At 73.2% G+C, this 20,232-nt stretch carries 15 protein-coding genes, 1 other RNA gene and 1 pseudogene; 7 read left to right on the top strand and 10 right to left on the bottom strand.

Annotated features, from left to right (window positions below; translation table 11 throughout):
• Nucleotides 1–54 precede the first annotated feature (54 nt).
• Nucleotides 55–1,659, bottom strand: a complete 1,605-nt coding sequence (locus ACFV9Q_RS09700) for a DUF222 domain-containing protein (RefSeq protein ID WP_377234230.1) — start codon at nucleotides 1,657–1,659, stop codon at nucleotides 55–57.
• A gap of 177 nt (nucleotides 1,660–1,836) precedes the next feature.
• On the opposite strand from ACFV9Q_RS09700, the gene ACFV9Q_RS09695 reads away from it, so the two are divergent.
• Nucleotides 1,837–3,639, top strand: coding sequence for a bifunctional 3'-5' exonuclease/DNA polymerase (locus ACFV9Q_RS09695; protein WP_377234229.1), 1,803 nt, complete (start codon nucleotides 1,837–1,839; stop codon nucleotides 3,637–3,639).
• A 56-nt stretch (nucleotides 3,640–3,695) separates the two neighbouring features.
• On the opposite strand, the gene ACFV9Q_RS09690 is transcribed toward ACFV9Q_RS09695, so the two are convergent.
• Complete coding sequence (locus ACFV9Q_RS09690) at nucleotides 3,696–4,988, bottom strand: aspartate aminotransferase family protein (protein WP_377234228.1); 1,293 nt, start codon at nucleotides 4,986–4,988, stop codon at nucleotides 3,696–3,698.
• Nucleotides 4,989–5,099: 111 nt separating this feature from the next.
• Here ACFV9Q_RS09690 and ACFV9Q_RS09685 point away from each other — a divergent pair, with 111 nt between their 5' ends.
• Nucleotides 5,100–6,104, top strand: coding sequence for a LysR family transcriptional regulator (locus ACFV9Q_RS09685; protein WP_377234227.1), 1,005 nt, complete (start codon nucleotides 5,100–5,102; stop codon nucleotides 6,102–6,104).
• Here the strand turns inward: ACFV9Q_RS09685 and mtnN are convergent.
• The 3 genes and pseudogenes from mtnN to ACFV9Q_RS09670 all read right to left on the bottom strand — a co-directional run bounded on the left by mtnN (nucleotide 6,073) and on the right by ACFV9Q_RS09670 (nucleotide 9,248).
• Complete coding sequence (mtnN, locus tag ACFV9Q_RS09680) at nucleotides 6,073–6,813, bottom strand: 5'-methylthioadenosine/S-adenosylhomocysteine nucleosidase (RefSeq protein WP_377234226.1); 741 nt, start codon at nucleotides 6,811–6,813, stop codon at nucleotides 6,073–6,075. The two genes, ACFV9Q_RS09685 and mtnN, sit on opposite strands and share 32 nt — an antisense overlap.
• 188 nt (nucleotides 6,814–7,001) lie before the next feature.
• Nucleotides 7,002–7,451 (bottom strand): annotated as a pseudogene (locus tag ACFV9Q_RS09675) (S-ribosylhomocysteine lyase); the annotation flags it as partial.
• A 42-nt stretch (nucleotides 7,452–7,493) separates the two neighbouring features.
• Nucleotides 7,494–9,248: a SulP family inorganic anion transporter gene (locus tag ACFV9Q_RS09670; RefSeq protein ID WP_377234513.1), complete on the bottom strand. Its 1,755-nt coding sequence runs from the start codon at nucleotides 9,246–9,248 to the stop codon at nucleotides 7,494–7,496.
• A gap of 216 nt (nucleotides 9,249–9,464) precedes the next feature.
• On the opposite strand from ACFV9Q_RS09670, the gene ACFV9Q_RS09665 reads away from it, so the two are divergent.
• The 3 genes from ACFV9Q_RS09665 (at nucleotide 9,465) to ACFV9Q_RS09655 (ending at nucleotide 12,036) form a co-directional block, all read left to right on the top strand.
• A complete protein-coding gene (locus tag ACFV9Q_RS09665; protein ID WP_377234225.1) occupies nucleotides 9,465–10,388 on the top strand; it encodes a Nif3-like dinuclear metal center hexameric protein in 924 nt (307 codons plus the stop codon).
• An 84-nt stretch (nucleotides 10,389–10,472) separates the two neighbouring features.
• Nucleotides 10,473–11,228: a zinc ribbon domain-containing protein gene (locus ACFV9Q_RS09660; RefSeq protein WP_377234224.1), complete on the top strand. Its 756-nt coding sequence runs from the start codon at nucleotides 10,473–10,475 to the stop codon at nucleotides 11,226–11,228.
• A 55-nt stretch (nucleotides 11,229–11,283) separates the two neighbouring features.
• The gene (locus ACFV9Q_RS09655) at nucleotides 11,284–12,036 is read left to right on the top strand and encodes a histidine phosphatase family protein (protein ID WP_377234223.1); all 753 of its coding nucleotides are present in this window, start codon (nucleotides 11,284–11,286) and stop codon (nucleotides 12,034–12,036) included.
• Between the two features lie 31 nt (nucleotides 12,037–12,067).
• On the opposite strand, the gene ACFV9Q_RS09650 is transcribed toward ACFV9Q_RS09655, so the two are convergent.
• Both ACFV9Q_RS09650 and ACFV9Q_RS09645 read right to left on the bottom strand, forming a co-directional pair.
• Nucleotides 12,068–13,345, bottom strand: a complete 1,278-nt coding sequence (locus tag ACFV9Q_RS09650; protein WP_377234222.1) for an MFS transporter — start codon at nucleotides 13,343–13,345, stop codon at nucleotides 12,068–12,070.
• A gap of 77 nt (nucleotides 13,346–13,422) precedes the next feature.
• Nucleotides 13,423–14,262 carry a YaaA family protein gene (locus tag ACFV9Q_RS09645; RefSeq protein WP_377234221.1) on the bottom strand — a complete coding sequence of 280 codons (840 nt, stop codon included), beginning with the start codon at nucleotides 14,260–14,262 and terminating at the stop codon, nucleotides 13,423–13,425.
• Nucleotides 14,263–14,308: 46 nt separating this feature from the next.
• Between ACFV9Q_RS09645 and ACFV9Q_RS09640 the strand changes: the two genes are divergently transcribed.
• Both ACFV9Q_RS09640 and rnpB read left to right on the top strand, forming a co-directional pair.
• The gene (locus ACFV9Q_RS09640) at nucleotides 14,309–14,692 is read left to right on the top strand and encodes a tautomerase family protein (RefSeq protein ID WP_377234220.1); all 384 of its coding nucleotides are present in this window, start codon (nucleotides 14,309–14,311) and stop codon (nucleotides 14,690–14,692) included.
• A gap of 34 nt (nucleotides 14,693–14,726) precedes the next feature.
• An RNA gene (rnpB, locus tag ACFV9Q_RS09635) (RNase P RNA component class A) lies at nucleotides 14,727–15,126 on the top strand.
• A gap of 155 nt (nucleotides 15,127–15,281) precedes the next feature.
• Here rnpB and ACFV9Q_RS09630 read toward each other — a convergent pair.
• The 3 genes from ACFV9Q_RS09630 to ACFV9Q_RS09620 form a co-directional block, all read right to left on the bottom strand.
• Nucleotides 15,282–17,369 carry a cytochrome P450 gene (locus tag ACFV9Q_RS09630; RefSeq protein WP_377234219.1) on the bottom strand — a complete coding sequence of 696 codons (2,088 nt, stop codon included), beginning with the start codon at nucleotides 17,367–17,369 and terminating at the stop codon, nucleotides 15,282–15,284.
• A gap of 458 nt (nucleotides 17,370–17,827) precedes the next feature.
• Nucleotides 17,828–19,060 (bottom strand): cytochrome P450, encoded by a 1,233-nt coding sequence (locus ACFV9Q_RS09625; RefSeq protein WP_377234218.1) that lies wholly within the window; start codon nucleotides 19,058–19,060, stop codon nucleotides 17,828–17,830.
• Between the two features lie 265 nt (nucleotides 19,061–19,325).
• Nucleotides 19,326–20,213 carry an aminoglycoside phosphotransferase family protein gene (locus ACFV9Q_RS09620; protein WP_377234217.1) on the bottom strand — a complete coding sequence of 296 codons (888 nt, stop codon included), beginning with the start codon at nucleotides 20,211–20,213 and terminating at the stop codon, nucleotides 19,326–19,328.
• Nucleotides 20,214–20,232 lie beyond the last annotated feature (19 nt).

Genomic DNA, 20,232 nt, shown 5'->3' with positions numbered 1-20,232 from the left:
CGCCAGTACGCGCCTGCGCGGGGCACGTGCTCAGTGCGGGCGGTTCGGGTTGCTTCACCTCCGTTCTCCGATCGCTCGAAGCGGGCTCCCCGCAGGCTTGATCTCCTTGCCGTGCCGGTTGACCAGGGTCCAGCCGGAGTGGCGGGCGCCGTCGGGGTTCCCGGTCCAGCGCATGGTGATGCCGGCGGTGTCGACCAGGTCGTGGTGGTGCCAGCACAACAGTGCGGCGTTGCGCGCGCTGGTGTCGCCGCCGTCGGCCCAGTGGCGTTCGGCATGGTGGACCTCGCACCGCGCGGGCGGCTGGGTGCAGTCCACGTAGACGCAGTGTCTGTCGCGGGCGATCACGGCGCGGCGCATCTGCCCGGTGACGGTCCGCTGTGCCCGCCCGACGTCGAGCACCTGGCTGTCCGCCCCGAAGACCACCCGGGTCACGGCGGAGTCGCACAGCAGACGGCGCAGCGTGGCGGTCGGGACCAGCGACGCCGAGATCCCGAACCGGGCGGGTGCCGCGGTGACATCGGTCAGACCGGCTGGTTCCGCGATCGTGGGCTCGCCGGGCGAGGAGGGTTGGCCGGGAAGCTGTCCGGGGAGCTTGCAGGAGAACTGGCTGGTCAGGCGCACGAGCTCCGCCCACGACACGGTCACGGTGACGTGCGGCCGCACGGCCGCGCCTGTTCCGGAGAGGCCGTTGTCGAGCACCGTGCGGGCGAGGTCGGCGAGTGCCTGGGCGCGACGCTGTGCGGGCGTGCGCTCGTCACCCGGTGTCGGTGCCCCCATCACGGAGTCCATCGCGGCCCGCAGTGCCTCGCCGTGCTCGTCGGTGAGGAACCCGGCGACGTGGTAGCCGCCGAACGTCTTGGCCACGTCCAGATGTTCGCGCTCCGACGCCTGCTTGTATCCGCGCTCGTCGGACTCCGGGTCGGCGACGCGCGCAAACCGATCGACGAACCGGCGGAACACCAGCGGACCGTGCTGGTCGGCAAGGTCGAGGAGCAGTTCCTCTCCGGTCGGTGACCGGTCCGGGTACTGGGTGGCGCGCGCGGGGTCCCCGACGCCGTCGGTCGCGGTGTCAGCCTCCCCGGGGTCGTCCGCGCCGGGTCGCTCGGGTGTGTCCAGCTCGTTCGTCGTCCCGTCGCCCGGCGTCCCACCAGCCTCCGTCACGCTCGCCGGCCCCGTGTCGACCGGGCTGATCAGCGCCTTGCGCCGGTCGTCCGACGTCGGGCCGACGTCGACCATCGCGCGCACCTGGTCCATCCCGAGCCGCCCGCTCAGGGCGGCGGCGAGCGTGGCCGGAAGGTGTTCGAGCAGGCGTTCGCCCGTGAGCGTCTCTCGGCCGGCAGTACGCATGGTCAACTTTTCCCGGCGGGCGAGCCAGGTCCGGAACGTGCGCGAACCGTCGAGTGCCCACATGCCGTCCGTCTCGATGCGAGGCAGCCAGGTCATCCGGAGGATGTCGAGCTGCGAGCACACCGCGCGCAGCAGGGGCGACGCCGCGGTGAGGCGCACGCCGATCCCGGCTGCACCGCCCAGGGCAGCGCCGTCCAGCGCTGCCGGTCCGGCCGCGCCGATCAGCTCTCGTGTCACGACCTGGAGGTCCGTCAGGATCTCCTCGAGCGAGCGTGCACCTGCGGTGGTCGCGCTCGGTTGTGCCAGCACCATCGGTCCACCCCCTCGATCCGACGCTCGGCCTGGTGCCGGCGACACGATCGACGATATAGAACATCCGTACGTGCTTCTAGGCAGATTTACGATCTGTGGATAACTCATGGGCAGCCTCGGGCCGCCCGGGACCACCCCGTCGGCCGAGTGTCAGTGACGCACGGCAGACTGGGGCCCATGCACACGGTGGTCTCGCGGGACGGCTCCGGCATCGGCCTGCGGCCGGTGTCCGACACGGGCGTGCCCGAGGGAGAGCCGCGGGTCGTCGAGACGTCCGCCCTGGCCCAGGAGGTGGCTGCCGACGAGGCGGCTCACGTCCGCTGGACCTGGGACGACACCAACGGCTGGTACCCCGCCCTCCTCGCCGAGGGGGTCCGGGTCGACCGCGCGCACGACCTCCGGCTCGCGCATACGGTGCTCCGAGCCTCGGCCTTGTCGGCGCACACGGCGCTCGCCGAGGCCGGGCCCACGGCCTGGGACCGGCTCACCCCCATCCCGCCCCCGGGCGGTCCGACGGCGGCCGCGCTGGTCCGGCCCGACCGGCACCCCGGCGCCGAGGCGCTCTTCGACCTCGGCGAGAGCGCACCCGCAACCACCACCCCGGCCGGCGCCGCAGAGGGCGACCCTGCCGACCCGCTCGACCCCGTGACGGAGCTGGCCGCCCAGCTCCTCGCGATCAAGGACAGCACCGACCCCGGACGGCTCCGGCTCCTGCTCGCGGCGGAGTCCGCGGGCGCGCTGGCCGCCGCCGAGATGCACCACGCCGGCCTCCCGTGGCGCGGCGACATTCACGACGAGATCCTCACCGACGCACTCGGCCCGCGGCCCCGGCCGGGCGTGCGGCCCGCGAAGCTCGAAGCGCTGGCCCAGCAGATCAGGGCCGCGCTGGACGCACCGCCTACGCTCAACCCCGACTCCCACCAGGACCTGCTGCGCGCCATGGAGTACGCCGGCGTGGGCTCGCGCAGCCTGCGCAAGTGGGAGCTGGAGAAGCTCGACCACCCCGTGATCGCGCCGCTCCTGGAGTACAAGAGCCTCTACCGCCTCTACACCGCGAACGGCTGGAACTGGCTCGACACCTGGGCGCCCGACGGCCGGTTCCGCATGGAGTACGTCGTGGGCGGCGTCGTCACCGGCCGCTGGGCCAGCACGGGCGGCGGCGCGCTCCAGCTCCCGCACAACGTGCGGCGCGCGGTGGTCTCCGACCCCGGCTGGACCTTCGTCGTCGCCGACGCCGCCCAGCTCGAACCGCGCGTGCTGGCCGCCCTGGCCCGCGACGAGCGCATGGCCGCCGCCGGCCGCACCAAGGACGGCGCGAGCACCGACATGTACGCGGGGATCGTCGCCACGGGCGCCGTCGACTCCCGCGAGCACGCCAAGGTCGGGATGCTCGGCGCCATGTACGGCGGCACGACCGGCGTCAGCGCCCAGGTGCTGCCGCGGCTCGCCCGGGCATTCCCGCAGGCCATCGACCTGGTCGAACGCGCGGCCCGGGCGGGGGAGCGGGGCGAGGTGGTCACCACGCGTCTCGGCCGCAGCTCGCCGCTGCCCGGCGAGTCCTGGGCGGCCGTGCAGGGCTCCGCGTTCGACGAGGACGCCGGCGCCGACGCCCAGTCCCGCGCCCGCAGCCAGACCCGGTCCTGGGGCCGGTTCACCCGGAACTTCGTGGTGCAGGGCACCGCGGCGGAGTGGGCGCTGTGCTGGATCGCGTCCATCCGCCGTCGGCTCTGGGCGCTCGGGGAGGACACGTCCGGCGGCGTCCTCGGGCTCGCCCCGACGCCGTTCGACCGCCGGCCGCACCTGGTGTTCTTCCTGCACGACGAGATCGTGGTGCACGCCCCGGCGGCGCTCGCCGACGTCGTCGCGCAGGAGGTGCGGGACGCCGCCGACGAGGCCGGCCGGCTGCTGTTCGGCGACTTTCCCGTCGACTTCCCGCTCAGCGTCGCCGTGACCGAGAGCTACGCGGACGCCAAGGGCTGACCGCCAGACCGCCGATCCCGGTCCAGCTCAACCGGTCCACCTCAACCGGTCCAGCTCTACCGGTCCAGCACCGCCTTGAGCGACGCCTCCAGGATGTCCACACCCCCGTGCAGGTCGTCCTCGCTGATCGTCAGCGGCGGCGCGATCCGGAAGATGCCGCCCATCCCCGGCAGCTGCACGATGTTCATGTGCAGGCCCCGGTCGAGGCAGGCCGAGGTCACCGCGTTGCCCAGCGCGTCGGCGGGGGCCTTGGTCACCTTGTCCTGCACGAGCTCCACACCCTGCAGCAGCCCGCGGCCGCGGACGTCGCCGACCACGTCGTAGGCGTCGCGCAGCGCGAGCAGCCGCCCGGTGAGCTGTTCGCCCAGACGCGCGGCCCGCTCGACCAGGCCCTCTCGCTCGATGACGTCGAGCACGGTGAGCCCCACGGCCGCCGCCAGCGGGTCCGAGACGTGCGTCGTGTAGAAGAGGAACCCGCGGTCGTAGCAGACCTGCTCGATCTCGGCGCTGGTGACGACGGCGGCCACCGGCAGCCCGGCGCCGAGCGTCTTCGACAGGGTCAGGATGTCGGGCGTGACGCCGTCGCGCTCGAACGCGTACATGGTGCCGGTGCGGCCCAGGCCGGTCTGCGCCTCGTCCAGGACGAGCAGCATCCCGCGCTCCTCGCACAGCTCCTTGAGGCGGCGCAGGTACCCGGGCGGCAGATCGATGATTCCGCCGGACGACAGGATGGGTTCGACGACGCACGCCGCCAGGCTCCCGGCGGACTGCTGGTCCACCAGGGCGAAGCCGTACGCGAGCTCGGCCTCCCAGTCGTACGACCCGTCGGCGTGCCGGAACGGCGAGCGGTAGGCGTTCGGGGTGGGCAGGGCGAGGTTCCCCGGCGTCGGCGGGCCGTAGCCGCGCCGCCCCGCAGAGAACGTGGCGGACGCCGCGCCCTGCGTCATGCCGTGCCACGAGCGGTCGAACGAGACGATCTCGTAGCGGCCGGTGTAGAGCTTGGCCAGCTTGATCGCGGCCTCGTTGGACTCCGCGCCCGTGCTCAGCAGCAGCGCCTTGTCGAGGCCGGCGGGCAGCGTCGCCGTCAGCCGGTCGGCCAGGCCCAGCACGGGGGCGCTGAGCATGCCGCTGAACAGGTGGTCCAGGGACGCGACCGACGACGAGACCGTCGCGACGATGTCCGGGTGCGCGTGCCCCAGGATCGAGCTCATCTGCCCCGACGTGAAGTCGAGGATCGGCGTGCCGTCGCTGTCGTACACGTACGAGCCGGCGGCGCGCTCGATCAGCCGCGGGCTGAAGCTGGGGCCGTAGCGGATCAGGAGGCGGTCCGCCTCGTCCTGGAACGTCATGTCGATCGCCGTCCTTCCGTCGTGAGTCGAAGGCCATCTTCGATCGCGCGAAAGGATCAGGACAAGCAAACAAAACCGCGCGACCGTTCGTCATCCCCGTACAGTCACGTCATGCTCAATCCCCGACGGCTCGAGATCCTGCGGGCAGTCCTCGCGGCCGGCTCCATCAACCAGGCGGCCCGGAACCTCAGCTACTCGCCCGCGACGATCAGCCAGCACATGACCGCCCTGGCGCGCGAGACCGGGCTGGTCCTGTTCGAGAAGCAGGGTCGTGGCATCGTCGCGACCGACGACGCGCGGCACCTGGCGGACCAGGCCCAGGTGCTCCTGGCCGACTTCGGCCTCCTCGAACGGGTCGTGGCCGACCTCCGCAGCGGCCAGGGCCAGCACCTCGCCGTCGCCTGCTTCGCCTCGGCCGCCGAGCAGTGGATGCCCGCCGTCGTGCGGGGCGTCCGCGAGCTCCAGCCGAACCTCACCGTCGAGATCAGCCTCAACGAGCCCGTCGACGGGCGCGGACGACGGCGGCCGGACCTCGACGTCCGGACCGAGCCCGCCGGCGGGGCCGAGGTGCACCTCGACGGGTACCGGCGGCACGAGCTCACCGTCGAGGGCTTCGTCGCCGTGCTCCCGGCCGACCACCCCCTCGCCACCGCCCCCGGCGCCGCTCCCGACGCCGCCCCCGAGGTCAGCCTCCGGGACCTCGCCGGCGAGCCCTGGATCGACTACGACATCTACGACAGCCCGATCGGGCAGATCGTCCTGACCGCGTGCAGCGCCGCGGGCTTCACGCCGCGCTACGCCGCCCGGCTCGACGACCACCGGGCGGCGCTGCGGCTGGTGCTTGCCGGGGTCGGGGTGACGGTCCTGCCGCTCCTGGCGGTCACCGACCTGTTCGACGGTCTCGTCGTCCGGCCCGTGGTCCGGCCCACGGTCGCGCGGCGCATCGTCGTGCACGCCCGCCGCGACCGGCGCCGGGCCGCGCTCATCGCCCACGCGGTGGCGCAGCTCCAGGCCGCGGCCCGCGAGACGGACGCCGCCGCCCGCGAGCCGGCCGCCCGCGAGCCTGACGCCGAGACCGCCGCCGTCAGCCGCCCAGCAGCCCGATCGCGGCGGTGACCACCTCGGCGGACCGGTGCGCGGCGTCGTCCACGTGGGTGCGGAACTCGGTGCCGTCGGGGGCGCACAGGTCGGAGACGGCACGCACCGACACGAAATCAGCGCCGAAGTTGTGGCAGAGCTGGGCCAGCGCGGCCGACTCCATGTCGACGGCGAGCACGTCGGGGAAGTCGGCGCGGAGCTGCTGTGCCAGGTCGGTGGTCACGAACTTCTCGCCGGACCCGATGCTGCCCTCGCGCAGCACCTGGCCGTCGACAGTGGTCGCGGCGCGGCGCACGGCGTCGGCGAGCACGGGGGCGGCGTCGTACGCCTCCGGCATGCCCGGCACCTGGCCGAGCACGTAGCCGAAGGCGCGGGCGTCGGCGTCCGCATTCACGAGGCGGGCGCCCAGCACGACGTCGCCCACGGCGACGTCCTTTGCGAGGCCGCCGGCGCTGCCCGCGCTGATCAGGGGCACACCCGTGCCGTACCGGAGGATCGCGCCCGTGCCCGCGGCCGTCGTGTTGACGAAGCCGATGCCGGTGCGCACCAGCACGACGGGCCGGCCGGCCAGCGTGATCGTGCGCTGCTCGGCGAGGCCGACCCGCTCGGGCTCCCCGACGTCGGACGCGAGGGAGAGGAACGGCGCCGCCTCGTCGTCCATCGCGACGAGCACGACGGCGACGGGGGCGACGGCATCAGGGACAGCGGCGACAGGCCCGTCGCTCACCGGTTGGCCCCGCCGTTCTGCTCCGGCGAAACCGGCGAGCCCTGCAGCGGCGTCCCGGGCAGCGGAGTACCCGGCAGCGGCGAACCCTCCCGCTGCAGGCCGGCCTCGGCGTCCCGCGCGGCCGCCTCGCGGGCGGCGGCGTCACGGGCGGCGGCGTCGGCGGCCGAGGCCTCGCCCGGCGCGCCCTTCGCGTAGACCTCGGACCACACGCCGCGCGCGGACAGGAAGGCGGACGCCGCCTCCTGCGCGCCGCTCAGGGTGTGGTTCGCGCCCCAGCCGCACTGCACCTCGTTCGCGGCCGGCACCTCGGAGGCGGCGACGATGTCGCGCAGGGTCGCGTCGATGAGGGCGAGCACGTCGTCGTACTCGGGTTCGCCCTGCAGCATCAGGTAGAAGCCGGTCTGGCAGCCCATGGGGGAGAAGTCCAGGACGGCGTCGGAGTGGTTGCGCGAGTGCTCCGCGAACAGGTGCTCCAGGGAGTGCACCGTCGGCATCTCCAGGTGCGCGACGTTGGGCTGGGTGAAGCGCACGTCGTACTTGACGATGACGTCGCCGTGCGGGAGCTGCTTGCGGTCCGCGAGGCGCACGTAGGGCGCGGCGACGGCGCGGTGGTCGAGGTTGAAGGACTCGACGTTCATACGGGGCGCTGGGGAGGATGCTGACTCGGTCACCGTCCGAGCCTATGCCGTCAGCGGCGCGGGCACATGCGACCTCGCGTGCTCCACGGCGGCGGGCAGATCGGTGAACAGGTGGCTCTCGTGCGCCAGCATCCGGTTCAGCCCCACCGCCTCCAGGAGCTTGCGGTGCTGCGGCTGGATCCCCTTGACCAGCACGGTCACGTCGCGCTGCTCGAGCTCCAGCACGAGATCGGCCAGGGCCCGCGCGCCGGTGGCGTCCACGAGCTGCAGGTGGGAGAGCCACAGGATCACGACGTCGACGGGTTCGCGCAGACACGGCTCGTCCTCAGGTCCGCCCGGCCCGGCGCGCTCGCCGTGCGTGATGGCCGTGACCTCGCTCAGTATCCGGTCGGACGCGCCGAAGAACATGGCGCCCTCCAGCCGGAACAGCGCGATGCGCTCGTCTCCCTCGTGCGCGACGCCGGGCAGGGGCTCGCGGTGCACCGCCGCGGCGCCCGCCACGGCCTTCAGCGCGAAGAACGCGGCGACGAGCAGGCCGATCTGGACGGCGTCGATGAGGTCGAAGGCCACGGTGATCACGGCGGTGACCACGAACGTGAGCGCGTCGGGCCAGGTGGAGGTGAGCACCGACCGGATGGTCGAGGCGCCGATCATGCGGAACGAGGTGACCATGAGCACCCCGGCGAGCGCCGCCAGCGGGATGTGCCCTACCGGCCCGGTGGCGAGGTAGATGACGGCGAGGATCACCAGCGCGTGCACGACGGCGGCCAGGCGGGTGCGCGCCCCGGAGCGCACGTTGACCGCCGTCCGCGCGATGGCGCCCGTCGCGGGGATGCCGCCGAACACGCCGCTGGCCAGCGACGCGAACCCCTGCCCGACGAGCTCCCGGTCGGGGTGGTAGGTCGCCGTCCGGCCCTGGGCGCCGCTCATCGTGGCCGCCACGCGGGCGGACAGCAGCGACTCGATCGCGGCCAGCGCCGCCACGGCGACGGCCGCGCCCACGAGGTCGCGGACGGCGTCCGGGGTCGCGTCGGGCAGCACGGGGACCGGCAGGGAACTGGGCAGCTCACCGATGCGCGGCACGGGGGCGTCGAAGATTCCCGCCAGGAGCGTCACCAGGGCCACGGCGACCAGCGACGCGGGCAGGGCACTGGCCACGCGCGGCAGCAGGAGCATGACGGCGGCGACCACGGCCACGACCCCGAGCGTCCACACCCAGGTGGGCAGCCCGCCGTCGGCCGGGCTGCCCGACCCGAGGGCGGTACCGACCGACCGCACCGCCGTGACCAGGGTGTTGTGCCCGGTCTCGGCGGCGATGCCGACGGCGGCCGGCACCTGCTGCAGAAAGATGATCGCGGCGATGCCGAGCGTGAAGCCCTCGACGACGGGCCACGGGATGTAGGTGACCACGCGGCCCAGCCGGAGCAGCCCGCACACGAGCACGAGCGCACCGGCGAGCAGGGTCACCAGCGCGACCGAGCCGACGCCGTGCTGCGCGACGATCGGCGCCAGGACCACGGCCATGGCCCCGGTGGGGCCGCTGACCTGGAGGTTCGACCCGCCGAAGACGGCGGCGACGATGCCGGCCACGACCGCCGTCACGAGCCCGGCGGCCGGCCCGACGCCGGAGCTGACGCCGAACGCGAGCGCGAGCGGCAGGGCGACGACGCCCACCGTGATCCCGGCCAGCAGATCGGACCGCAGCGTGCGCGGCCGCAGGTCGTAGTCGGCGCGCGACGGCATGAGATCGCGGATGTCGACGCGCTCGCGGACGGCAGCGGTCAGCCTGGCGCGCATGGTCGGTGGCCCGCCAAGGCGGTGCTCGACGGTATCCCCCATAAGTGAAGGACCGTAGCAAGGTCACGGCCCGTCCGCTCGGTGAGCGGCGCGATAAACGCCCAGGTCAGAGCACGTTTCCGGCGTAACGGGGCGCACCGGTCATCCTGCGGCCGCCCGTCGCCGGAGCGCCCGCCGCCCGGCCCCGATCCGCAGCCTCGTACTACGCTGCACCGCGTGAGCAGCAGCGACGCCCCCGCCCCCGACGCACCTCCCACGCTGGCGCAGGTGGTCGCCGCCCTCGACGGCCTCTACCCGCCGTCGACGGCCGAGGGCTGGGACGCCGTCGGCCTCGTGGTCGGCGACCCGGCCGCCCCGGTCCGCAAGGTGCTGTTCGCGGTGGACCCGGTGTCCGCCGTCGTCGACCAGGCCCTCGACTGGGGCGCCGACCTGCTCGTCACCCACCACCCGCTGTTCCTGCGCGGCGTCAGCTCCGTGGCCGCCACCACCTTCAAGGGGTCCGTGGTGCACCGGCTGCTCACCGGAGGCTGCGCCCTGCACGTGGCGCACACCAACGCCGACGCCGCACCGCGCGGGGTCGCCGACGCCCTCGCCGACCTGGTCGGCATCACCGACCGGCGACCGCTCGAGGTGAGCGGCGGCGCCCTCGGCGCCGACGGCAACGAGGGGACCGCCGCCCGCGGCATCGGCCGCGTCGGCCGCCTCGCCGAGCCCACCACCCTCGCCGGCTTCGCGCGCCGCGTCGCGGCCGCGCTGCCCGCCACCGCCCAGGGCATCCGCTTCTCCGGCGACCCGGACGCCCCGGTGACCACGGCCGCCGTCCTCGGCGGGTCCGGCGACGGCTACTTCGACGCCGTCCGCGCGGCCGCCGCCGACGTCTACGTCACCTCCGACCTGCGCCACCACCCGGCCTCCGAGCTGCGCGAGCGCGCCGAGTTCGAGTCCCGCGCGGCGGGCGCCCCCGGACCGGCGGGCACCCCCTTCCTCGTGGACACCGCCCACTACGCGAGCGAGTGGCCCTGGCTGCGCTACGCCGTCGAGGACCTCGCCGCGGCGCTCGCGGCCGACGGCCTCGCGGTCGAGGCCCGCGTCAGCGAGCTGGTCACCGACCCCTGGACGGGCCAGATCCCGTCCCGCTGAACGTCCCCGTCCGGGTGCGCCCGGGACGTCGGGCGCGGGGTAGCGTTGGACCACCCCCAGATCACGACCGAGAGGACGCCTCCCGTGGCTACTGCACCACCCGAAGACCAGCGCAGGCTGCTGGAGGTCCAGGCGCTCGACACCCGCGCTCAGCAGCTCGCGCACACGCGCAAGAGCCTTCCCGCGCTCACGCAGCTGACCGAGCTCGACGGCCGCATCGCCGACCTGCGCGCCTCGCTCGTCGAGTCGCGGACCCGGGTGGCCGACCTGAAGCGCGAGCTCACCAAGGCGGAGAGCGACGTCGAGCAGGTGCGCAACCGCGCCGCGCGCGACCAGCAGCGGCTCGACACGGGCAGCGTGAGCGCCAAGGACGCCGTCGCGCTCACCGACGAGCTCCGCTCGCTCGCCGCCCGCCAGGCCGCGCTGGAGGAGGTCGAGCTCGACGTCATGGAGCGCCTCGAGGCGCACGAGGACGCGCTGGCCAAGGTCGAGGCCGCGAACGACGAGCTCGTCGCCGAGAAGACGAAGGTCGAGGGCGAGCGCGACGCGGGCTGGGCCGACGTCGACGCGCAGGTCGCGGCGCTCGCGGCCAGCCGTGCGTCCACGATCGAGGGCCTCGACGCCGGTCTGGTGGCGCTGTACGAGAAGCTCCGCGCGCAGCTCGGCGGCACGGGCGCGGCTGTGCTGAACGGCAACCGCTGCGACGGCTGCCGCATGGACCTGCCGCCGGTCGACCTGGACAAGATCCGCAGCGCGGCGCCCGACGCCGTGGTGCGTTGCGAGGAGTGCGGCCGCATCCTGGTGCGCGTCGCGTCGACGACGGGCGCAGCCGCCGGATGAGCGGCTGGACGAACCGCCGGATGAACCACTGGATGAGCTGCTGGATGAACCAGGCATGAGCGAGGCGCCCGGCCTCGACACGCACGTGCGTCCCTCGGGCATCCCCACGCGGTTCGACGACGCCGTCCCCCTCACCGTGGTGCTCGTGCGGCACGGCGTGACGCCGCTGACGGAGGTCGGCGTCTACTCCGGCTCGGACGCGCCCGGCCCGTCGCTGAGCGCCCGCGGCAGGCTCCAGGCCGCCCAGGCGGCAGACGCCGTGTTCCGCATCGGGCGGGCGCCGCGGGCCGGGGCGGCCTCGTCGGGCGGGATGCGCGGCGGCGGCCTCTGGCCGGACCTGCCGCGTCCGACGGCGCTCGTCGCCTCCCCGACGGTGCGCACCCAGGAGACGGCATCCGCCGTCGGACGACGCCTCGGGCTGCACGTGAGCACCGACGACCGGTTCGCGGAGAGCCGGTTCGGGCAGTGGGACGGGCGTACCGCCGCGGAGATCGAGCAGGGCTGGCCGGGCGAGCTGGCCCAGTGGCACTCGACCGGCACCTTCGTGCCGCCGGGCGGCGAGTCCTACGCGCAGGTCGGCGCCCGCGTCTGGGACGGCCTCACCGAGCTGCTGGCCGGCGGCGTGGACCGCACGGTCGTGGTGGTGGGGCACGCGGGGCAGATCCGCACCGCCGTGGGGCAGGCGCTGGGGGCGCCCGCCTCGTACTGGGCGCGGCTGCGGATCCCGCCCGCGTCGCTGTCGGTGCTGCGCCTGTGGGAGGACGGCACCACCGAGGTGACCGCCGTCGGGGTGCCTACCGACGGTTGATCGACCGACTGCTGAGCTACGGACGGCTGAGCTACCGGCGGTTCAGCGCGCCCCGCGCGAACGCCGGGGCGAGCGGCACCAGCGCCAGCACGAGGACGGCGGGCAGGGCGAACCCGAGCCGCAGGTTGTCGGCGCCCACGAAGCCCGTGAGCACCGCCCCGAGCAGCGCGCCGACGTAGTTGAACTGGTTGAACCGCGCGATGACGGCGTCGGTACGGGCGCGGTCGGGCTCGGGTGCCGGGCCGTCTGCCGGAGCGCCCGCCGTGCCGCCGCCCGCCGCGCTGCCCGCCGAACCCGCCGCGATGCGTCCCGCGGCCGAGAAGCTGAGCGGCGCCACGAGGGCGACCGCCGCCCCCAACACCGTGAACCCGGCGACGGCGACCTGCCAGGTCGGCGCGAGCGCCACCAGCGTCAGCGCGCCGCAGGCGACGACCGACCCGATCCGGAGCAGCGGCACGACGCCGAAGCGGGTCACGAGCTGACCGCCGGCCAGCCGCACGATGATTGACGTCACCAGGTAGGGGAAGGTCGCCAGGGCCACGAGGTTGCCGGGCGCGTCGAAGGAGCGCGCCAGGTAGACGGGGCCCCAGGTCGAGGCCGTGGTGTCGACCATGTAGAACACGACCAGCCCGGCGCCGACGAGCCAGATGGGCTTCCACGGGATCGGGGCGGCGTCGGGCGTCGGGTTCAGGCTCTGCGTCTCGCCGCCGGTCGGCGTGAGTCCGGGCGCGACGTCGACCCCCTGGGCGCCGTCGGCCCCGGCCGCGACGCGCGGGACGAACCGCGCGAACGCGATCGCCGCGGGGACCACCGCGACGAACGCGCCGACGGCGGGGGAGAGGTGTCCCGTGGCCAGGGCGATCGCGGCGGCGATGATGCCGCCCGTGGTCCAGTAGCCGTGCGACGACGGCAGGATCGGGCGGCCGTACTGGTGCTCCAGGTCGACGGCCTGCATGTTGGAGGTGGCGTCGACCAGGCCGAGCGCGATCCCGTAGAGGGCGACCCCGCCGACGAAGAAGCCGACGGCCGGCGCCAGGGTGATCGCCGGGACCGCGACGACCATCAGCCCGAGCCCGAGCCGGAGCATCGGCGCGCTGCCGACGCGGTGCGCGGCCCGCTCGGCGACCAGCGACCCGACGCCCGCGAGCAGCACCATCATGAGCAGCAGCAGCGAGAGCGCCACCTCGTCCAGCCCCCACCGGTCCAGGAACCGCGGCAGCCGGGTGGTGAGGCTGATGAAGACGAAGCCCTGCGCGAAGAACGCCGCGGCCACTGCGATCCTGGCGCCCGCCAGGCTGCTGATCCTCATGACCGCACATCCAACCGGTCGGTAGGCATCAGCGCCAGGCCTGTGGCCCAGCCGTTACCCGCCCGCCCCCCGACGGCCTAGGCCAGGACCAGCTCCAGCGTCCGCGGACCGCGCGGCTTGCCGTCCAGCAGGTTCGCCTCGATGAGCGTCTGGTCCTTGCCCGAGCCGATCTCGGTGAGCACCACCGACCCGACCAGCTCCTGGGCGGCCTTGAGCACGTCCTCGCTGGTCCGGGCCTCGTGCTCGCGGCGCAGCAGGTGCCCGGCCAGCACTCCGCGGGTGTGCTTGGCGTTGTGCGACACGACGGTCCGCTTCCCGTCGATCTCGCGCAGCACGCGCACCTCTACCCACTCGGCGGACGGCGTCCCGTCGGCGGCGGGCGTCGTCCGCGGCTTCCAGGCCGCGACATAGGTAGCGGACCGGCAGTCCACGACGACGTCGCCCGCGGCCCGCGCGTCGAGCACCTCCGCCAGGGCGGGCTTCCAGAACGTGGCGAGCCGGCCGGCGTCGGGCAGGCCGACGCCCATGCCGAGCCGGTAGGCGGGGATGCGGTCGCCGGGGGCGACCACGCCCCACAGCCCCGAGAAGGTGAGGACGCTCGCCTCGGCGCGCCGCGCGGCGGCGTCGGGCAGCGTGGCGAGGCCGGCCGCCGCGTACAGGACGCCCGTGTAGACCTCGGCCGCGGGGGCCGCCGGCGCCGCGTGGAGGGTGGTGTTGCGCGCCACCTCCTCGGCGAGCCCGTCGCTCACCCCGAGCGCCGCCGTCGCGTCGGGCCGCGCGCTGACCCGCGCCAGCTCGGCGAGCACCTGCTCGCGCCGGGCGGTGAGCTCCGGGTGGGCCAGGGTGGTGAGGTCGAGGGGAGCGGCGCCGTCGGGCGCGGGCGTCTTGCCCTCGGAGGGCGGCAGGAGCAGGAGCACCCGCCTAGCCTAATTCTCTCGGGCGGGGCCACTAGGGTGGGCGGCCATGGCGCAGGTCAAGGTGTACGGGAACCGGTCGGTCTGGGGCGGACGACGCGCGGAGGTCTCCGACGCGCTCCACGAGGCGCTCGCACGCACGTGGGAGCTCCCGCCGGAGAAGCGGTTCCACCGCTTCCTCCTGCTGGACGACGGCGACCTGGTCGCCCCGCGCTCGGACGCCTACCTGGTCGTGGAGATCGTCTGCTTCACCGGCCGCAGCCGCGAGGCCAAGCGCGCGCTGATCGCCGCCCTGTACGACGACGTCGCGCCGCACCTCGGGCTGACGGCGGACGACCTGGAGGTCGTGATCCTGGAGAGCCCGCGGGAGAACTGGGGGATCCGCGGGGCGTCGGGGGACGAGCTGACGCTGGGGTACCGCGTGGACGTGTGAACCGGCGTCCGGCAGGTACTCTTCTACCTGCGGACGAGTCGGTCGGGCGGTCGCGTCGGGCACCTTCGGGTGCCCGCCGAGGAACGTCCGGGCTCCACAGGGCAAGGTGGTGGTTAACAGCCACCCGGGGTGACCCGCGGGACAGTGCCACAGAAAACAGACCGCCCTCGGTCTCCGGACCGGGGGTAAGGGTGAAACGGTGGTGTAAGAGACCACCAGCGCCGCCGGTGACGGTGGCGGCTAGGTAAACCCCACCTGGAGCAAGGTCAGACAGACGGTGTTTGAGGGCTGCTCGCCCGATTCTCTTCTGGAGAAGCACAGTCGGGTAGACCGCTTGAGCCCTGCGGCAACGCAGGGCCTAGATGGATGACCGTCGCCCGCGCGGGGGCAACCGCGCGCGGGAACAGAACCCGGCGTACAGACCGGCTCGTCCGCTTTTAAGGCTCTGACCTGCATCGGAGCATCAGTCCTCAAGAACCACGTCGACCTGGTCCTCTGTGTTGCCGCGGTGGACCTGGAGCGTCCGCCAGTGCTCGGCGTGCTCCTTGAACGTGAACTTGCCGGCGTCCGGGTCGACGGGTCGGAGTCGCTACTTCGCGTCGGCAAGGGTGATCCGGCGCCGCAGGGCCTGGGCCAGTGGTGCTTCCCACACGTCGGTGCCCTCCGTCGGATCGGGACCGTCGTGCGGAAGCCGGGCCATCGTCTGCTTGGTGACGCGGATAGCCTCCCGGTCGCGCCGGGCGATGCGCCGGGCCAGGCGCTTGGCCTCGGCCCACACGTTCTCGGTCGGGACGACGGATTGCACGAGCCCGCCCTCCAGCGCCTCCTGGGCGTTGATGGCATCGCCGAGCAGCAGCATCGCGCGGGTCCGGCCGGAACCGATCTCGGCGACCAGGCGGTCCAGCACCTCGCTCGGACCCACCGGGATGCTGACGACCGTCTCGGGCGCGCGGAACCGTGCGTCCTCGGCGGCCACGCGCAGGTCGCTCGCGACCGCCAGCCCGAGCCCTGTTCCGGCGACGTTGCCGTGCAGCGCCGCGACTGTCACCGCCGGGCAGGTGCGCCAGGCGCGCAGCACCTCGTCGCTGAGCTCGACGAGGTTCCGGTAGCCATCGGGGTCGTTGGTGGCGAGCTGGCCGAGCTCGTCCAGGTCGCCGCCTATGCAGAAGTGGCGCCCTTCGGCGCGCAGCACGACGGCGGCGACGTCGTCGGGCAGCGTCGTGAGCACGTCGCCCAGGGCGGTCAGCGTCGCTCGGTCGAGCCGGTTGTCGCCGTGGGGTCGCGTGAGGGTCACCACCAGCACGGCGTCCTCGCGGTTGACCACGACGGGTCCGGCGGCGGACGCGCTCTCACCAGCGGCCACCGCCGCACCAGCACCCGCGGTCGCGGCTGGACGGGGTCGCCGCCGTACCGGCACCGAACGTGTTCCGCGGAAGGCAAGGGTCTCGTCGTAGCCCACTGGCCCGGCGAGCTCGAGATCGAACCGCTGCAGCACCTCGGGGAACAGTGTCGTCGCTTCCAGACGGGCCAGCGGCGCGCCTAGGCAGTAGTGCATGCCCACGCCGAAGGCGAGGTTGCGGCGGGGTGGGCGCGAGAGGTTCAGGTCGTGCGGCGAGTCGTAGGCGTCGGGGTCGTGGTTGGCCGCGGCGACCACGGCGTGCACGATCTGCCCGGCTGTCACCGGGATGCCGCCCGGCAGCTCCGTGTCCTGCGCCGCGTACCGGGTCATGAGCTGTACGGGCGATACGAAGCGGACCAGCTCCTCGACGGCGCCGTGCACGGCTTCCGGGTGCTCGAGCATCCAGGTGGCCTGGTCGGGCCGGCGCAGGAGCTGCACCACGCCGTCGGACAGCAGGGACGTCGTCGTCTCGAGGCCCGCCTCGATCATGACGTTGAGCTGGGAGCCGGCCACCGCGCGCACCGCGGGGTCGGTCTCTGTGTCGAGCCACATTCCCAGCGGGGAGTCCTCCGGGAGCCGGGGTCTGGGCTGGGCGACGAGCTGTTCCCAGTACGCGTTCCACAGCTTGCCCGCACGGTCGGCCTGCGCCATCCGCGCCTTGCTCGGCGCGAGGTCGTGCACGTTCGAGAGCTTGCGGCTCATCTCGCACAGCAGCGGGATGTCCTCGCGCGGCAGCCCGAGAACGATGCAGAGCACCGCCATGGGCAGCCGGTCGCCGACCAGGGCCCCGAAGTCCGCCTCGCCGTCGGCGCGCAGCACCGCATCGAACCGGTCGAGGTACTCGTGGACGGTCTGGACGATCTGCGGTGTGAGGTCAGCGACCGACTGCGGCGAGACGAACGAGCCAAGGCTGCGGCGCAGCCCGGCGTGCCCGGGCGGGTTGGTGCCGAGCGCGGAGTCGTGCAGGAACTTCAGGCCCGGGTGCCGCACCCACGTCGGCTGGCGCGCGGTGCGCCAGGCGGCGTCCACGGTGCGCCAGCCGGATCCGCTGAGCACCTCGTGGCTCGCGCCGTGCGAGGTGACCATCCAGGCTCCCCACGGCATGCGTACCGCCGGGCCCATGGCCCGCAGCTCGTCGTAGACGGCGTGGGGGTCGGCGCGCCCTTCGGGCGTGCTCAGGTGCCGGATCAGCTTGGTCACGCGGCGGCGGGACTCGCGGTCCGAACTGGCCGCGACGGCGTCTGTCGTCTTCCGGGATCTACCGCTGTGGTCAGGCACTGGGGGCTCCTTCTTCAGCCAAGACACCATCTCGTCTGCCGACGGACAACGTTAAACATAACGTACATACCGGGCAGAACACTGGGCCCTTGCGGGTCGCCGTGTGACCATTGCGTAAAAAAGTGACTATGAGGCAGCCATGTGACGGTGTGGGTAGTCTTGTGCGCCGTTGGCGCAACCTGGCAGCCTCGGCAACCGCCTGCCACGCCGACCCCGGTGTCGAAGACCCCCTGTCGGTTCGTCACGAACGACACCGTCATTGCCGGGGCGGTCGGCGGAGAGGTGCGACGCCTCGGAGAGGCTGCGGTGGACGAGGTCGAGTCCTGGGTGCGCACCGGGACGTTCCGTACGCCGGTGCACCCGGAGACCCGACGGCGAACCCCGCGCGGGCATGGCGCACGAAGACTTGCGTGAACGGCAAGGCGCACGTCGATGCCGTCTGACGCTCCAGTGGCAGGTCAGACGCGGGCAGGCGTGCGGGCGGCCTGGCGCTCGGGAGTGAACGTCACCGGCAGCGTGGACGGGTAGCGGGACCACGGCGATGGCGCCCACTTCACCACCGGGTCGGTGAGCCTCAGGTCGAGCCGCTCCATGAGGCTCTCCACCGCGATCTTGACCACGAGCCGCCCGGGGCGCTTGGCGGGGCACGCGTGCGGCCCGACGCCGAAGGACAGGTGCGACCGGTTGCCCGCCTCGAAGAGGTCGTCGCTGGTGCGTACCCGCGGGTCGTTGTTCGCGGCGGCCACGCCCATCACTATCGCGTCACCGGCGCGGATCTGGGCGGTGCCGAGGGTGCAGTCGGTCACGGCGTACCGGGCGGGCAGGTTCGCCACGGGCGGCTCGCTCCACAGCGTCTCGTCCATCGCGTCGTCCAGGCCGCGGCGCACGCCGGTGACGCGACCGGTGTACCGGGGGTCGGTGAGCATGCGGCGAAGTGTGGCCGCGATCCAGGTCACGAGCATCTCGTTGGCCGCGCAGATCGCGATCACCATGGAGTGCACGATCTCGGTGTCGTCCTCGAAATTCGGGTGCTCGATGAAGCTGGTGGTCAGGTTCGGGCCTGGCTCCGCCCGGGTCGCGATGACGTGGTCCATCACGATCTGGTCCATCCGGACCAGGGCTGACACGGGATCGCCGCCGTGCCCGAAGATCTCGCTCGCGCAGCGCAACAGGTCGACCCCCTGCCGCTCGTCGAACCCGAACATGGTCGACACCGCCAGGAACGACACCGCCGCCGCATACTCGCCCATCAGGTCCGCACTGCCCTTGGCGGCGAACGAGTCGATGAGCCGGGCGCAGACGACGCGCACGAGCGCTGCCGTCCGGACCTCGTCCATGTCGGCGAACGCCTCGTCCACCGGGAGCCGCAGCCGCCGGTGCTCCGCGCCGTCCGAGAAGTACAGGTTCCGCCGTCCGGTCGGGGACAGGATGGCGTGCAGGGTCGACTGCGGTGGTAGCTGCTCTCTCCAGTGCCGTGGGTTCCGGGCGAAGACGCTCTCGGTGCGCATCACCTCCATGACCTCGGCGTGCCCCAGCACGAGCCAGCCCGGTACGCCTGGCTCCAGGTCCACGGGGGCCACCGGCCCCCACTGGTCCTGCAGCTCGCGCAGTGCCGCAGTCATGTCCTCTGCACCGGTCAGGTCCACCAGCGCGACCCGGCCCCCGCTCCGCTGCGGTTCCAGGTCAGGCATGCCTCTCCACCCCTCGACATCCATCTAAATTATCCATCGAAATATGGGGCGACCTGCGTAGACGCCCGATGAGGCGTTTCTATCACGGGCAGCAGAGAACACGAAACACGCGGCGTTCTTCCCCACGGCGGCCAGGTCCGGGCTCATCGCCGTCGCGAACGCCAGCACCCGGAACGCCTCTCGCGAGACCCCCGCTCTGTTCGCTCGTCCGCCCATGACTCTCTGGCCCGGGCATCCGAACTGCGGTTGCAGGACGATCCGGTGGCTATGCGTTGAGGCGATCCGCTTCGGCCAGCAGCAGCTCGCCGAAGGGCTGAAAGCCGATGCTGCAGGCGTAGACGCCGCTGAAGACCCGGTGGATGGTTCCCCATTCCCAGATGGCGGTGGCATCCACGCCCGTGCGAGATGCCAGTCGCTCGGTCCGCGCCCGGAGGTCGTCGCCGAGGTCCGGGGTGCAACGCACGATGGTGCCGAGATCGCACGCCGGTTCGGCCCGCAGCCCGGCTGGATCGATGAGCTTGTAGCTGCCGTCACTCGCCTGCAGGGCGTTCAGCTCGTGGATGTCGCCGTGGACCAAAACCGCGGACCGATCGTCGTGAGCGAGGCGACGACGGTTCATGCATTCCAGCGCGTCCGCCACGGTGGCCGGCGAACACGGCCGCCCCGCCTGCTCCCAGAGTCCTGGTAGCCGGTGGGCGTACTGCTCAGCCAGGTTCGCGCCGGTTGGAAGATCGATGTCGGGGCCGATCGGACGCCACAGGCGAACCGCCACGTCGCACAGCAAGGTGTGGCGGCTGACCGGGTCGGCCACGATGTCGTACATCGGAGCCCCGAGGCGCTCCAGCAGAAGGGCTTGCCGATCCATGTCTTCGCCCAACAGCTTGGCGCATCCCTCGCCGTCCGCCAGGCGCAGCAGCGTGGCTTCCTGCCCGATGTCCCGACCCGGCACGCCGATCTTGAGGACCGCCGGAGTCCCGTCGACCTGCGTCGCCTCGACGACCAGGGCGACGTGACCGCCCGCGAGGCTGGACCCGATCGTCAGCGACCACTCCTGGGCCAGCGAGTCGACCATGCCCGGCAGTTCGTCCAGCCAGGACTCGTTCCCGCCGGCTATGACCGTCTTGCGGACCTGCTCGGGAACGTCGAGGATCACACCGCCAGGCTAGCCGTAC

The sequence above is a fragment of the Promicromonospora sp. NPDC059942 genome, from assembly GCF_042731755.1.
Lineage (GTDB): Bacteria > Actinomycetota > Actinomycetes > Actinomycetales > Cellulomonadaceae > Promicromonospora.
This window is presented reverse-complemented; position numbering and strand designations above follow the sequence as displayed.

Bases quoted from the DNA above. Each gene is read 5' to 3' on its own strand.
- ACFV9Q_RS09690 (WP_377234228.1), bottom strand. From the start codon at position 4,988: ATGACGTTCCAGGACGAGGCGGACCGCCTCCTGATCCGCTACGGCCCC.
- ACFV9Q_RS09670 (WP_377234513.1), bottom strand. From the start codon at position 9,248: ATGCGCGCCAGGCTGACCGCTGCCGTCCGCGAGCGCGTCGACATCCGC.
- ACFV9Q_RS09655 (WP_377234223.1), top strand. From the start codon at position 11,284: ATGAGCGAGGCGCCCGGCCTCGACACGCACGTGCGTCCCTCGGGCATC.
- ACFV9Q_RS09685 (WP_377234227.1), top strand. From the start codon at position 5,100: ATGCTCAATCCCCGACGGCTCGAGATCCTGCGGGCAGTCCTCGCGGCC.
- ACFV9Q_RS09640 (WP_377234220.1), top strand. From the start codon at position 14,309: ATGGCGCAGGTCAAGGTGTACGGGAACCGGTCGGTCTGGGGCGGACGA.
- ACFV9Q_RS09695 (WP_377234229.1), top strand. From the start codon at position 1,837: ATGCACACGGTGGTCTCGCGGGACGGCTCCGGCATCGGCCTGCGGCCG.
- ACFV9Q_RS09650 (WP_377234222.1), bottom strand. From the start codon at position 13,345: ATGAGGATCAGCAGCCTGGCGGGCGCCAGGATCGCAGTGGCCGCGGCG.
- ACFV9Q_RS09700 (WP_377234230.1), bottom strand. From the start codon at position 1,659: ATGGTGCTGGCACAACCGAGCGCGACCACCGCAGGTGCACGCTCGCTC.
- ACFV9Q_RS09625 (WP_377234218.1), bottom strand. From the start codon at position 19,060: ATGCCTGACCTGGAACCGCAGCGGAGCGGGGGCCGGGTCGCGCTGGTG.